The 14,351-nt window shown below is 47.1% G+C and carries 10 protein-coding genes; 6 read left to right on the top strand and 4 right to left on the bottom strand.

Annotated elements, in window-relative coordinates; translation table 11 throughout:
• Positions 1–13: 13 nt before the first annotated feature.
• Positions 14–1,327 (bottom strand): anaerobic C4-dicarboxylate transporter family protein, encoded by a 1,314-nt coding sequence (locus DRW41_RS07830; RefSeq protein WP_115451402.1) that lies wholly within the window; start codon positions 1,325–1,327, stop codon positions 14–16.
• 322 nt (positions 1,328–1,649) lie between these two features.
• Between DRW41_RS07830 and DRW41_RS07835 the strand changes: the two genes are divergently transcribed.
• The 4 genes from DRW41_RS07835 to DRW41_RS07850 all read left to right on the top strand — a co-directional run bounded on the left by DRW41_RS07835 (position 1,650) and on the right by DRW41_RS07850 (position 8,479).
• Entirely contained in the window at positions 1,650–2,933 is a 1,284-nt protein-coding gene (locus DRW41_RS07835) for an ATP-binding protein (protein ID WP_115451403.1), read from the top strand.
• 5 nt (positions 2,934–2,938) lie between these two features.
• On the top strand, positions 2,939–3,862 hold the full coding sequence (locus tag DRW41_RS07840; protein WP_115451646.1) for a response regulator: 924 nt from the start codon (positions 2,939–2,941) through the stop codon (positions 3,860–3,862).
• 190 nt (positions 3,863–4,052) lie between these two features.
• Positions 4,053–7,127 (top strand): efflux RND transporter permease subunit, encoded by a 3,075-nt coding sequence (locus DRW41_RS07845; protein WP_181884462.1) that lies wholly within the window; start codon positions 4,053–4,055, stop codon positions 7,125–7,127.
• Between the two features lie 194 nt (positions 7,128–7,321).
• Positions 7,322–8,479 carry a cation:proton antiporter gene (locus DRW41_RS07850; protein ID WP_115451405.1) on the top strand — a complete coding sequence of 386 codons (1,158 nt, stop codon included), beginning with the start codon at positions 7,322–7,324 and terminating at the stop codon, positions 8,477–8,479.
• A gap of 79 nt (positions 8,480–8,558) precedes the next feature.
• Here the strand turns inward: DRW41_RS07850 and DRW41_RS07855 are convergent, their stop codons facing one another.
• From DRW41_RS07855 to DRW41_RS07865, 3 genes are all read right to left on the bottom strand, one after another.
• The gene (locus DRW41_RS07855) at positions 8,559–8,768 is read right to left on the bottom strand and encodes a TM2 domain-containing protein (protein ID WP_115451406.1); all 210 of its coding nucleotides are present in this window, start codon (positions 8,766–8,768) and stop codon (positions 8,559–8,561) included.
• Positions 8,769–9,038: 270 nt separating this feature from the next.
• Positions 9,039–10,502 carry a sensor domain-containing diguanylate cyclase gene (locus tag DRW41_RS07860; RefSeq protein WP_181884463.1) on the bottom strand — a complete coding sequence of 488 codons (1,464 nt, stop codon included), beginning with the start codon at positions 10,500–10,502 and terminating at the stop codon, positions 9,039–9,041.
• Positions 10,503–10,655: 153 nt separating this feature from the next.
• Complete coding sequence (locus tag DRW41_RS07865; RefSeq protein WP_115451408.1) at positions 10,656–11,795, bottom strand: zinc-dependent alcohol dehydrogenase; 1,140 nt, start codon at positions 11,793–11,795, stop codon at positions 10,656–10,658.
• 224 nt (positions 11,796–12,019) lie between these two features.
• On the opposite strand from DRW41_RS07865, the gene DRW41_RS07870 reads away from it, so the two are divergent.
• Entirely contained in the window at positions 12,020–13,189 is a 1,170-nt protein-coding gene (locus tag DRW41_RS07870) for an NHL repeat-containing protein (RefSeq protein WP_115451409.1), read from the top strand.
• Positions 13,186–14,268 (top strand): NHL repeat-containing protein, encoded by a 1,083-nt coding sequence (locus DRW41_RS07875; RefSeq protein WP_115451410.1) that lies wholly within the window; start codon positions 13,186–13,188, stop codon positions 14,266–14,268. Before DRW41_RS07870 ends, DRW41_RS07875 begins: the two co-directional genes overlap by 4 nt.
• The last annotated feature ends 83 nt before the right edge of the window (positions 14,269–14,351 follow it).

Here is a 14,351-nt window from a genome sequence, read left to right on the forward strand (position 1 = left end):
ACGGCTGCTTTTTCTATAGCAAAATAGTACTTAGCAATATGCCGATGCCGACCGCCAAAATTGTCGCTACTAAACCTGGTACCATAAAGCTGTGGTTCAGGACGTACTTGCCAATCCGTGTTGTACCCGTCCTGTCAAAGTTGATTGCGGCAACGACGGTAGGATAGTTCGGGATAAAGAAGTAGCCATTGACAGCAGGGAACATAGCAATTAACAGTGCGGGATTTATGCCTAAAGTCACTCCTAGCGGCATCAGGGTACGGACTGTTGCCGCCTGGCTGTAAAGCAGGATGGAAAGGGCGAAAAGTGCGATTGCGAACAGCCATGGTGCGGCTGTGACCAAATCGGAAATTGAACCGGAAATCATCGCCATATTACCCTGGAAGAAAGTGTCCCCCATCCAGGCGATTCCGAAAATCGCCACTACGGCTGCCGCTCCCGCTTTAAACACACTTCCGGAAACGATATCTTCAACATTCGGTTTGCATAATACCAGAATGAGGGCTGCAGCGGTCATCATGACAATTTCAATGGAGGCCGGCATTCCCATCCGGGTGAACACGCCTTCGATATCCCAGCCGGGCCTGAGTTTCTCGAAGGATCCTAGAAGAACAACCGAAACGGCGGCCATGAGGAATAGGGCGACGGACAGTTTTGCTCCCTTTGTCGGGACAAACACAATTTTATCTTTTTTGATCGGAGCAAGGCCGGCTTCGAGGCGCCGTAAATATTCAGGGTCATTCGGAAGCTCTTTCCCCATTTTGCTGGAAATGAAGGCGGCAATCATACAAGCAATGAAAGTGGATGGAATACAAATCATTAGTATATCGAGCAATTGAATTTTAAAATCTGCCAAAAGTGCAAGCAGGGCCACGGTGGCGGCGGAAATAGGGCTTGCGGTGATCGCCTGTTGGGAGGCAATGACGGCGATTGACATCGGCCGTTCGGGACGGACTCCGGATTCACGAGAAACCTCGGCTATGACAGGGAGTACGGAGTATGCCACATGCCCTGTTCCGGCACAAAGGGTGAAAATGTATGTTACGATTGGAGCGATAAAGGTAATTTGTTTGGGATTTTTACGTAATGCCTTTTCAGCCAAATAAACAAGGTATTCCATTCCTCCCGCAGCCTGAAGTGCTCCGGCCGCGGTAATGACAGCGAGAATCATCAGCATGACATCAATCGGCGCGGATGTGGGCTGGAGGCCGAAACCAAATACGAGGATTGCAAGGCCGACTCCGCCCATAACCCCGAGTCCAACCCCGCCAAGCCTGGCGCCGATAAAAATACAGGCCAGGACTACCAAAAATTCAATCCAAAACATAAAAAATGCCCTCCTTGCAACAATTTTTTGAAAAAACTAGGTCTATATACATCCGGGATCTTATTAAGTGGCCAACCTCTATGCGGTTTTTCGTAAATAAATTAAGATGTATAATGAAAGCGATACCATGATGGAAAGGAAACATTTCAATTATGATTTAAAAGTGTTATGGCCACAGCTAGAACATAAACCAAAGACTACAGAAAACTACAGAAAACGACAGGTTGAAGTGATATGTTAAAACAATTGCCATACTTTTCTCTAAATGTAAAATCAATGCTGAAAAAAGGATGAAGATTACTAGGTAAAAAGGTTGGATAATATGAGGAAAACTAGAGATAAACTGTTGATTTACATATTGATGGCAATCGTTGTCCCGATAGCGGGTGAACTTAAATTTTTTCCTTTCCTCGGGGATCTGCGGGTAAGCCTTGGAACACCTTCATTTTTCTTCATTCTTTTATGGTTCCGGCAATCGCGCCCCATACCAGCCGGATTTGTAACCGGGATATCCGTCGTTGCTTTCAGAATCGGGCTGGAAACCCTGGAACCAGGCCTGTTCCTGCTGGATGACGCACTAAAGATGCATTTCCCGGTGTTCTTCTACTATTTTGCGTTCGCTATTCTTTTTCATATTTTTAAAGTGAAAAAATATCATTCTAACCCGATATACATAGGACTTTTTGGAGTCGGGGCGGAAATTCTTGCCACCTTGGCTGAGCTGTTTTTCAGGTCTATTTTCAGCCATACACCCCTTACCCCCAAATCATTTACGATGATTGTTGGGATTGCCATAATCAGGAGTTTTTTTGTTCTGGGGTTTTACAATATTTTTATCATAAGAGAGACTAGGCTTTCCGAGGAACAGCAACGGAAACGGAGCGAAGAAATTCTTATGATGGTCTCCAGCTTGTTTGTCGAAAGGATTCAGCTGAATAAATCCATGAGAAATGCCGAACAGTTAACGGCCGAGTGCTACGCATTGTACCGGTCCCTAAAAGAAGCAAGCCAAGAATCCGCTGCCGGAAGGGCCCTTGGCATAGCAGGCAGGATGCATGAAATCAAAAAGGACAGCCAGCGTATATATGCGGGATTATCCAGGTTAATGGATCATGAAAATCTTAAAGATTTCATGGACATTAAGGAAATTTTGTATGTATCGATTACCGCCAATAGACGGTATGGGGAAATGGTTGGAAAAACGATTCAATATGGGGTGGAAACGGAAGGCAGCCATCCTGACTATCATGCGGTAATCCTGCTTTCCTTATTGAATAACCTGGTTTCCAATGCAGTTGAAGCCATCCAGTCAACAGGGAAAATTTTAGTATACGCTAAAAAAGCCGGTGAGCAACTGCTTATCGAAGTCCGGGATACAGGCTCCGGCATATCCGAAAAATCCAAAAAGTTAATTTTTGAGCCTGGTTTTACAACAAAATTCAACGAATCGGGATTGGCCTCCAATGGAATCGGACTCGCTTTTGTTAAAGAAACGGTTGAAAATATGGGCGGTAAAATCAGCCTTATTGATGAAATCGGGAACGGCGAATATGAAACAAGTTTCCAAATCAGCCTGCCAGTAAGGGAACTGACAAAAAGGGGATGAGCGTGTTGAGATTTTTCATAGTGGATGATTCTGCCTACATCCGTGCCATGCTGGCAAACATAATTGAGGACCATGATTTGGGGGAGGTTGCCGGCGAAGCCGAAGATGGCTCGGAAGTGTACGCCGATATTCTCGCCAGGGAAAAAATCGATATTCTTCTTATCGATCTTCTCATGCCAAATCGCGACGGAATTGAAACCGTCAGGGAAATTTCAGCATCATTCTCAGGGAAAATCGTCATGATTTCCCAAGTGGAGGCAAAAGAGCTAATCGGTGAGGCCTATTCCTTGGGGATCGACCATTATATTACAAAACCGATTAACCAGTTGGAGGTTATCCAGGTTTTAAAAAAGGTCAGCGGGTATCTCCAGCTCGAGAAATCATTGAAAAACATCCACGAGTCGTTAAGTTTCCTGGGCATGCCAAAAGAGAGCCCCAGCCTTGTGCATAATGAAAAAAGCGCCTCGGACTCAATCGTAGCTGCCGGAAAAAACGTTTTGCTTGATTTAGGAATTTATAGTGAAAGCGGCGGAAAGGACCTGCTTGATATGGTAAGTATTCTATATACCTTCGAAAGGGACGGAAACAAGGAAATGCCTCCGCTAAAAGAACTGTTTACCCAGGTAATGGCCAAAAGGCTGGGGAGCCATGCGTCAGCAGACGAACTAGCGAAGGAAGCCAGGGCTGGTGAACAAAGGGTCAGAAGAGCAATCCACCAGGCGCTTGACCATATTGCTTCCCTTGGGCTGACAGATTACAGCAATCCAAAGTTCGAGAAGTACGCGCCAACACTTTTCGATTATACGAATGTACGGATTAGAATGCTTGAACTTGAGAACAAAACGCCTGGAACCTATTCAAACACAAGAATCAATATCAAAAAATTTGTTCAGGTCCTATATAACGAAGCGCTTGAAAAGATGAACTAAAGGCTCTGCCCTCCCCGAAAACAAGGGAGGCAGAGCCTTTTATTGTATTCGTCCCATTCCCCCTCGGTCTGAAGTCTTAGGAAAAAATCAATCCACAGCTTCATACCCTAAAAAGGCAACTAAATTACCATAAAGAGGATGATGTTCCAGAATGTTGCTCTGGGCAATAAAAGGATGGGAGATTGGTAATATGAAAAAAGTGATTCAATTCAGTATGAGAAATGGAGTGGCGCTGTTTTTAATGATGGCGCTGATTCTGGCTGGGGGCATCTTTTCCCTCAAAGAAATTAATATTGAAAAGTACCCGAATGTCGACATTCCGTATTTGACGGTTGTCATTCCATACCCTGGTGCTTCGCCAGAGCAGGCAATGAAGGAGATTGGCGAACCGGTTGAACGGGAGCTGATGAACATCGAAGGCGTAAAGAATGTATACACCGATGGGGTTGCCAATGCCGTTTATGCCACAATGGAGTTTGATATGTCCATCAATATGGATGACGGGGTACAAATGGCCAAAGACGCCGTCGGGAAAATCGCCATGCCGGACAGCGCGAAAAATCCGGAATACATCTTGCAGGGGCCAGATCCCGATCCAGCCGTCTATACAATTGGCGCTTATGCCGGAAAAGATGGCGCCGAAGTCCAGAAGTTTGTAAAAGAGAAACTTGTCCCAAGGCTTGAAATGATTGAGGGAGTCAGCAAAGTGGATACTGGCGGCATTGCCGATAAAAGCGTAAATATCCGTCTGCTCCCGGAAGAAATGAATAAGCGTGGCATAACGCTTGACCAGGTAAAAGCGGCGATTGCCGCGAACAATATGACAATTCCGACTGGAGATGTAAAGCTATCAGGCCAGACGCTTCCTGTCCGGGTCGGAAAGGAACTAAAGTCGCTTGAAGACATTAAAGGAGTCACCCTGTTCGGGCAGGGAACCGGGCAGCTTGAACAAATAAAGCTTAAGGAAATTGCCGATATTACATACGGCGATGAAAATAAGAGCGATTTTACCCGCATCAATGGGAAAGAAGGCGTCCGGCTCGGAATCATCGTGGAAGGCGGAGCCAATGTTGTATCGATTGTTGAGAAGGCAAAGGAAGAAATCAAAAAAGCAGACCTTCCCGAGGGAGTGAAAATTGATGTCCTGAGGGACCAGTCGATTGAGATCAAAGATTCTGTTTACGCGATGCTGCGTGAAGCACTGCTAGGTTCTTTAATGGCTGTCATCGTAACCTTCCTTTTCCTAAGGAATTTGCGCTCGACGCTCATTGCCATCATTTCAATTCCGCTGTCAATTTTCGCATCTTTTACCGTTTTGAATATGCTTGGCTATACACTCAACATCATGACGCTCGCGGGTATCGCGGTTGCCGTCGGCCGCGTCGTCGATGATTCGATTGTTGTCATTGAAAATGTATTCAGAAGGGTCCGCGCCGCGAAAGACCGCGACGAAAAGCTTGTCGAAGAGGCAACGAGGGAAGTGGCGTCCGCCATCACCTCTTCAACGATCACCACAGTGGCGGTATTTTTGCCAATGGCATTCGTCCCTGGAATCATCGGGAAGTTCTTCGCGCCGCTTGCCTGGACAATCGTGATTTCCCTGCTGTTCTCGCTTCTTGTCGCGGTTACAGTCGTCCCGCTTATGTCTAAATTATTCCTTCTAAAGCTCTCGCCGAAAGAGCATAAAGAAGGGATCATTCAAAAAAGCTACCGCACATCTTTGAAATGGGTTTTGAGCCACCGCGCATTGACCCTTGCGGCATCGATTATACTTCTCGCGGGAACGGCCGTACTCATTGCGCCGAAACTTGGCACAACGTTTTTGCCGCAGGAACGGGTAAGCAACTATGACGTGAGAATGACAATGGACAAAGGCGCATCCCCTGAAAAAACGAGTGAAGCGGCCAGTGCAGTCGAAGACATTTTATTGGAAAAAGACGAAGTCAAACTCGTCAGCACGAGCGTGAACGGCCAATTCGGAAGCGCTTCGATCAGCTTCGAGATTAAAGATTCAGTCAAGGATGCTGATGGCTTTATAAAAGATTTGCGTGCGCAATTTGAAAAGCTGGATGCAGCGAAGGAAATCTCCGTGACAGGAGTGGGCGATTTCGCAGGAGGAGCCCAGTCCCAATATGTCCTTGTAGTGAACGGCTCGGATTTTGAAGACATCAAGGCTGCCAGCAAAGACATCGTAAGCGAGCTGAAAGGAATCAATGGCATGGCGGATGTCCAGTCCTCGCTTGAAGGGGATGAGCCTGAAATCCAAATTGATTTAAATGAACAGAAGCTTGCGGAGAACGGGCTGATGCCGGCGATGGTCGGAAAAAGCCTTCGTGACCTCATTAACGGGGACGTTGTTACGACAATGTCCATTGATGAAAATAAAACAGATGTCAGGCTTGACTTAAAAATGGATGCAATCGCCTCGCTGGAGGAGCTAGGCGAACAGGAAATTACAAATATGATGGGAATGCCGATCAAATTGAAGGACATCGGCGTACTGAAGCGCGGAAAAAACCGGACGGTCATCACCCACTTGAACCAAAATGAATACGTCATGGTCTTCGGGCAAATCACCGACAGCAAAACCGGCGATATCGCGAAGAAGGCCGACAAGGCGATAGCCAGCCTGGATTTGCCAAACAGCGTTAACTATTACAAGGAAGGCGCTTCGGCTGCGATGGAAGAAGGCTTTAAAAATATGGCGATTGCCATCATCGTCAGCATCCTGCTCGTTTATCTTGTGATGGTCATCGCGTTCGGCGAGGGGAAAGCACCGTTTGTGATTCTGTTCTCGATTCCATTCTCGTTGATTGGCGCACTGATCGGGCTGTACATTGTCAACGAGCCGATCGGAATGCCGGCACTGATCGGGCTGCTGATGCTGAATGGAATTGTTGTAACGAATGCCATCGTCCTTGTCGATAAAGTGAAGCAATTCGAGAAACAAGGCCTTGCTGCGAGAGAGGCATTGCTTGAGGCCGGAGTCATCCGGATCAGGCCGATCCTCATGACGGCAATCGCCACGGTTGGTGCGTTAATTCCGATGGCGGTATCGAGCCATGCCGGCATCGTCTCGTCTTCGATGGCAGTCGTTGTCATCGGCGGGCTTGCTACTTCGACCCTTTTGACACTTTTCATTGTGCCGGTCATGTACAGCCTCTTTAATCCTAAGAAGAAAGTGGCGGAAACTGTACCGGAAAGTGAAAAAGAGGTCAAGGAAAAACCACTGAAAGGCGTCATCATCACAACAAAACCTGTTTAAATTAGATTGAAATCAGAAAAATAAAAAAATTACCAGTTCAAAATCCGTGAAGTTGTTCAAGAAGTATGATATAAAGGTATAGGATAAAAAAATACACGTATCTTGGAGGAGCCTGTCACCAAGGGGAAGAGTCTGCCCTTTGGTGGCAGGCTCTTTTTGTATTTTTTTTAAAAAAATTGAAGGGGTGGGAAAGAGTGTTAATACTGCAACTGGCAATTATTCTAATTGCTTCAAAATTAGCCGGCAGCCTAAGTGTCCGGCTCGGGCAGCCATCCGTTCTCGGCAAGCTGCTAATTGGCATCATCCTTGGCCCATCCGTCCTTGGCCTTGTAAATGAAACGGCGACGCTGGCCCAGTTAAGCCAAATAGGTGTAATCCTCCTTATGTTTATCGCGGGGCTCGAAACTGATATTGATGACTTCAAAAAATCCGGCAAAGCAGCTTCCTTTGTCGGGTTTGGTGGAATTATCTTCCCGCTTGTAGGGGGGTATTTAGTCGGGGGATTGTACGGCCTGACTACTTTCGAATCCTGGTTTCTTGGCCTATTGCTTTCGGCAACGAGCGTAAGCATCTCGGTCCAGGCTCTAAAGGAACTGAATCAGCTCCAATCCCGCGAAGGGACGGCAATCATGGGGGCTGCGGTCATCGATGACGTCGTCGTAATTATCGCCTTGGCCTTCCTGATGAGCTTTGCGGGAGGGGATGTAAATCTAACCACCGTCATCCTAAAGAAAGTTGTTTTCTTTGCCGCGGCAATTCTTGTCGGCTGGAAGGCCGTCCCATGGTTCCTGGAGAAATTCGGAGGTCTGAAGGTTACGGAAACAGTCATTTCTTCCGCATTGATCATCTGTTTTGTTTTTGCGTACTTCGCGGAATACACAGGGGTAGCAGCCATTATCGGGGCATACATCGCCGGAGTGGCAATCAGCGTTACGAAATTTAAGGAAGAGGTTTTTGAAAAAGTAGAGACTATCAGCTATTCCTTGTTCGTCCCTGTATTTTTCACCTCAATCGGCATTTCGGCTGAATTCAGCGGAATTGGGGATAACATCACCCTGATTGTCGTTCTTACGGTCCTGGCGATTTTAACAAAATTGGCAGGGGCAGCCTTCGGGGCGAGATTATCCGGGTTTGGATGGAACAGCTCGATGGGGATAGGCTCTGCGATGGTTTCCCGCGGGGAAGTGGCCTTGATTATCGCATCCATCGGCCTTGAGTCCAAGCTTTTGACTCAGGATTTGTTCGCAACTCTTGTTGTTGTTATTTTGATTACAACAATCGTGACCCCGCCAATGATGAAAGTATTCTTCAGCCGCGGGCAGAAAAGTGCGGAACCTGTTCATTTGAATTAAGTGGTTCCAGGAAAGCAGGGATGGATACGTCCGCCTAAAAAGAGCCTGCCGGCCTCAAGCTGGCAGGCCACTTTTTACATTAAACCTCTTCAGTTATCGGGATGCCATTCTTATCCTTGAAGCTTCCCGTCAAAATCAAAATCAGGTCTATCAGCACCCATATGCCGAAGCCCCCAAAAGTCAATAATTGCAGGATTCCAGTGCCGACCTTCCCGACATAAAAACGGTGCGCCCCGAGCCCCCCTAAAAAGAGGCAAAGCACAAGCGCAATAATTCTTCGTTGATTCATTTTCCAATCCCCCTTATAAATATAGTATTTCACACTAAAGAAGAGAGGCTGCGCTTTTCCTTTTATTGTATCCATATTCCCCGGCGTGCTATTCCATTAACCAATTTCCAGTTGTCTTTCAACGGAGATCTTCAAGGCCCTCCTTTGCCGCCCGCCAGCCGCTGTGAGCATCGTTTTAGGCGGGACCCCTAGGAGTGCGAAGGCGCCACCTCATTCCCCAGTAATCCTCGTCATTTCCACGATAATAGAAAAAGAGCCGTGACGGGTTCCTTAGTTCGTCACAGCCCTGAACATTGACTTTTCCTTATACATTTCCTTATCGGCCAGTTCGATGATTTCCTCGGCTGTCATCTTATTTCCTGGAGTAAAGTGGTAAAGCCCGTAGCTGGCCGAAAGCTGGAAATCCTTTTGCATTGTGGAATTGAGGATTTCAAACTCGACCGTAATTGCATCCCATGTTTTCCTGACCCCATCGGGATTTTTTTCGGTAAAGATAATTACAAATTCATCCCCGCCAAGCCTGAAAAAGACATCATCAGCGTTGATTTGGCCAGATATAACATCACAAATCAGTTTAATCATTTCGTCACCGACATTGTGCCCGTACCTGTCATTAACCGTTTTTAAATTATTAATATCAACAAAGCAGAGCGTAAATTCACGTCCTACGGATGAAAGCGTTCGCTGTTCCAGAATTTCAATTCCGCGGCGCCGGTTCATAATCCCGGTCAGCGTATCAAGCGTTGCCTGACGGTGAAGCTCTTCTTCCTTCTTTTTAAAATTCGTAATATCGGAAACGCCAATCAGCACACACGGCTGCTCCATATAATCGATCGGCTCTAAATTAAGCATCGCCCATTTTGGGGAACCATCAGAATCCGTATATTCAATCTCAAAATTCTGTAGGTATCCGGTATGTTTGAGTTTTTCAAAAATCTCCTGTTTTTCCTCAATTTTCGGAAACAGGAAATCGGCGTTCAATTCATGCAATGGGACTGTTCCGGTTTGATAAAATTCCGTTGCCTGCCTGTTCATCAGGACGATTTTATTTTCCTCGAGGTTTGCCAAAAGCAGTGGAGACGGGTTCATGCTAAAAAGCCTTCTGAAGCTCTCTTCCTTGCCTTTCAGCTTTTCCTCATTGATATAGATTTGCTTTTGGAACATGTAAAAGCTGTAGCAGATTAGTAAGGATACAGCCGCGGCCCCTGAAGCGTTCAATTGCTTGGCGAGCAGCGTATAGTAGTTTTCGTTTACTTCCGGCAATACCGCCAAAAAGAGTGCGTGTACACATGCGAGCATGATTGAAAAATGGAACGGCCTGAGCGGGAATACGGCAGCTGCTGAAATGATGACAATCACATAGGCGGCAATCGTGCCGGTCAGCATCTGGCTGTTGATTGAAGCGGCCGCGCCGGCGGCCAGATAAAAAGCTATATATGTATAGTTGATAAATCGTTTGTTCATGCTCCATCTTTTTTTGCGCAAGTATAAAAAAATCACCGAGGCAAAAAAGCACACCGTGTGGATAATGAACAAATTCATCCTGTATATTATGCCTCCGAGATCCCGTAAAAGAAAAAAGTCAACAGCGAACATCAATGGATAGGAAGCGGCCAAAAGAAGGGAAACCAGTTTAATCCTCTCAAAGATGAGGCCATCGACATGGTGATGGAAAGTACGGCTGGCGTTCCGATCCTTAAAGGACGGTTTTAAAAGTTTGCTCAGTGGCCTCATGGGCATCGTTCCTTTTATTTTGATAAACTTATTATTATTTTACCATATTTTTCATAAAAGTTAGTAATAACATATAGGTTTTCTATTATTTTTCAAAATCGTGACATTAGGAAACCCCTCCCAGCCGGGAGGGGCATGTTATGCTTGGAATCACTATGGTTTAAGGACTACTTTAACGACATTATCCTCGTGGTCATTGAAAATTTGATAGGCTTTCGCTGCTTCATCAAGCGGGAGCCGGTGTGTGATAATTTCAGTCGGGTCCAATTGGCCGCTTGTAATCTTGTCAAAAAGAAGCGGCATGTAATGGATTACCGGTGCCTGTCCCATTTTCAACGTCAGGTTTCGTTCCCAAATATGTCCGAGCGGGAATGCGTTGAATAGTGCGGAATAAATCCCAGTCAGCTGAATGGTTCCGAATTTCCTGGCCGCATTCATGGCAATTTCAATCGCGCTGATCGTACCACCCTGCAGATGAAGCTTTTGCTGGACTTTTTCCATCGCGGATTTCTTTCCATCTATTCCGACACAGTCGATGACAACCTCAGCACCGCCGTTTGTCAGCTCGCGCAGGAATTTTCCCGTATCGTCATGATCCTCGAAATTGCAAATTTCAACATTGTTCATTTGTTTCGCTTTAAGGAGCCTATAGGGCAAATGGTCAACAGCGATGACACGCTTTGCGCCTTTCATCCAGGCGAACTTCTGGGTCATCAGGCCGACCGGTCCGCAGCCTAGGACAATCACAGTATCCCCCGCTTTTACTCCCGCGTTTTCGACACTCCAATAAGCTGTCGGCAAAACATCCGACAGGAACAGAACTGCTTCATCCTCTAGCTCGCATGATTCGGGAATGACAAACGGCATAAAGTTTCCGTAAGGCACCCTTAAGTATTCAGCCTGCCCGCCGGGATAATCCCCGTATCGCTCCGTGAAGCCAAGGTAGCCCGCGGAATCAAGAAGAGGATTCGGGTTTGAGTTGTCGCACTGGCTTTCCATTTCATGTTTGCAGAAAAAGCATTCGCCGCACGATACATTGAATGGGATGACGACGCGGTCGCCTTTTTTCACCTTTGTGACTTCAGGGCCTACTTCCTCAACAATTCCCATCGGCTCGTGCCCGATTACATAGCCGGGACGGGTCGGGACAGCCCCAAGGTAAATGTGCAAGTCCGATCCGCAAATCGCGGTTGATGTAATCCGGACAATAATATCATCATTTTTTTCAATCTTCGGGTAGTCCACTTTTTTCACTTGTATATCCTTTGCGCCTTGAAACGTAACAGCTTTCATTTCCAACCTCCTAGCAATGGAATATTACCCTATACCCTGTATCTCGGTCCATATGTATATTTTTTTCGGATTCAACTGTGGTATTGAACGATGGTTTTTCGAAGGGGCAAAGGGAAGATTAAACCTACGGGATTACAAAATGTGTGAAAAAAGGAAAATAGTCCGTATTTTTCAGCGGGCATTAGTGGTAAAATTTCCGCGACACCAGGAAAGGATGTGCATCAGTGAAAAGAGCATTTTCAATCATTGTTGGACTAGCCCTGCTGCTTGCCGGGCTTCCATTCGCAAATGCAGAGGACAACTGCTCCCAGTACGAAGGAATTGAAAAGGTATGGTGGGACGGCGCCGAACTGAAACCCGGCCAGATTGGCAGGCTGACAGCCCTTTCCAGTACCCCTTTATATAAAATGGATGGAGAAAACAAGATTTACGCCCGCACGCTGAAAGCAGGCGAACTTTACAGAATATATGCCTTTAAGCCAGGCATGCTCAGTGTCGGCGGCGGATATTATGTGGTCCGCGACAGCCGTGTGAATTATGGAACGCCAAGCAAAGCGAAGCTGGAAGCAGCCGCATGTGTGTATGCGCCGGTGCCAGCGGGGCAACTCGTAAATATAGGGCCGACAATTCAAAATATCACCGCCATGGCTGCCGCTACCGGATATGCACCAGACGGTACGCCGCTAATGTATGTCGTCATGCAGGGCCAGCCCGCTAAACTAATTGTCATGGACCTTTTGCAAAATAAGGTGGTCGACCAGAAGCCACTTGGGACGTCTACAAGCGCTTGGGCGATTACCGTTGACGCCGCTCAAAACGCATGGATTGGCGGGACGCCGAGCGAGCATCTATACCGCTACAATCCCGGGACGAAAACATTGACGGACGCTGGAAAAGCGACGGTGAAAGGAACGTCGATCCACGACCTAGAGGCTTTGCCTGATGGAACCATTTATGGAAGCGGATCGCCTAACGGGAATGTGTTCAGTTATAAGCCGGGACAAGGGTTCACTGATTTGGGACAGGTACTTCCTGATAAAAAATTGGCGCGGAGCGTCGCCTACAATGAAAAAACAAATACCCTGTTCGTTGGAGTCGGTGCAAAAGCACAGCTTGTCGCCTGGAATTTGGCAACGAACAAGAAACAGGCAATCCTTCCCGCCGCATACCAGGGCGAAACGTCTGTGTATGATTTGGATGAAGAAAATGGCTTCCTGTTCGCAAAATTGGAGCCAAGCAAGAAAATTCTTGTTTTTAATAGCTCGACGTATGCTTTCCTTGGCGAACTGCCAGCAAGCTCGCGGGGCGTATCGCCGGTTTTAGGAAGGGAAAATGCCGTTTATTTTACTCATCAATACACGTTGAAAAATACAGCCTTGATACGAAAAAAGTGACAGCCATTCCCGGAACAACGAAGGGAACCGAGGCGGTATCACTCGATGTGATGGATTTGCATAGCAAGTCCTATCCAGGTGAATCGGTGGTTTCCTTGCTTGGGAACACGGGGACGTATATGATTTACAATCCAGCCACTGGACAGTCTAAAATCAGCAAATTCGAATTGCCGCCGCAGCCAATCCCGATCTATTCAATCGCGAAAGGCCCGGATTGCCGTATTTACACAAACGGATTCGTCTCCGGCCAGCTAAGCGCCTACAATCCGCTGGATGGGTCGATAAAATCATTGCTGAAGGTGGGACAGGCCGAGTCGATGGTCCCGCTGAACGGAAAGCTTTATCTTGGGGTATACCCGGGTGCTTCCCTTTATGAATACAATCCGGCTACCGATACACTTGGCGTTCCATCTCCGTTATTCTCCGTCGGGAACGGACAGGACCGGATCGCCGCGATGGCTGTGGATTCCGGAACAAACACGATTTTCATGGGAACCCACCCGAAGAACGGGGAAATTGGCGGAGCGTTCGTCGCCTTTAATACGGCAACCAAAAGCAAGACAGTAAGGCGGAATATTGTCGCCAATCAAAGCGTTGTCTCGCTTGCGGTTAGTGGCGGATACGTGTACGGAGGGACGTCCATTTTTAGCAACAGCCCCTCGGAAGGTACGTATACAGCGAGATTTTTTAGGCTGAAGGCGGGCCAGCCGGGAAGCCAGCCGGAATTCATCTCGCTTCCGCTGACGAAACCGCGGATGATCCATGCACTTGCAGCGGCGCCGAACGGTGTCATTTGGGGGCTATCGGATGGAAATTTATTCTCCTACGATCCCAGAACAAAAACAACGAAAACAGTCTCCATAACCGCCAACACGAGCGGCCGTTTCAAAAATGGCTCACTTGTTATCGGCAAGGACGGAAATGTCTACGGAACGGTCGAGCAAAAACTTTTCAAAGCCTTCCCTGCAACAATGACGAAGAAAATCCTGTTGGATAAAGGCGCCGCCAATTTGGCGATGGATGACAATGGGACCTTATTTTTCAACAACAATACCGATCTTTGGATGTATACCAAGTAAGAGGAAACGAATAATGCGGTTTGTTTATCCGTAAATTAAGGCTTGCCTGGGGTGATTCAGGCAGGCCTTTTTTGCGGGAGCGG

This window comes from Neobacillus piezotolerans (assembly GCF_003362805.1).
Lineage (GTDB): Bacteria > Bacillota > Bacilli > Bacillales > Cytobacillaceae > Bacillus_D > Bacillus_D piezotolerans.